The sequence below is a fragment of the Reinekea sp. G2M2-21 genome (assembly GCF_015687175.1).
Taxonomy (GTDB): Bacteria; Pseudomonadota; Gammaproteobacteria; order Pseudomonadales; family Natronospirillaceae; genus Reinekea.
Window position 1 is genome coordinate 1 of record NZ_JADPQG010000042.1, and the last position, 443, is coordinate 443.

The following is a 443-nucleotide window of genomic DNA, read 5'->3' on the forward strand; positions in this document are numbered from 1 at the left end:
CAAATTACTTGATTTGAAAGATCCGATTGAGTGGATATGGCATTCGCTTGAGCCGAGCGCTTAAGTTTGGATACCGAACCGTTGCAGGACTATAGCTCAGCTGGTTAGAGCGCACCCCTGATAAGGGTGAGGTCGGCAGTTCAAGTCTGCCTAGTCCTACCAAATCTTCCGAATACCGCGTTGAAGGGTTCGTTGCATAGCAGGCTATGCGGCCTCACGCTTCGCCTTGTCTTCGAAAGATTTTTTTGTTTCTAGGGTAACCGAAGAAGCAAGCAATCACACATGGGGCTATAGCTCAGCTGGGAGAGCGCCTGCTTTGCACGCAGGAGGTCTGCGGTTCGATCCCGCATAGCTCCACCAATCTAACTAACGATCTTTCTGAATTTTGCACAGCAAAGTGTTTCAGTTGTATGAAATAGTTTGCTTTGCGAAATGCAATACGT

2 tRNA genes are annotated in these 443 nt (G+C 48.1%); both read left to right on the forward strand.

What is annotated here, in order from left to right:
* The first annotated feature begins 85 nt into the window (after positions 1-85).
* Positions 86-162, forward strand: a tRNA-Ile gene (locus IYN85_RS25655).
* 122 nt (positions 163-284) lie between these two features.
* Positions 285-360: transfer RNA gene (locus IYN85_RS25660), tRNA-Ala, on the forward strand.
* Positions 361-443 lie beyond the last annotated feature (83 nt).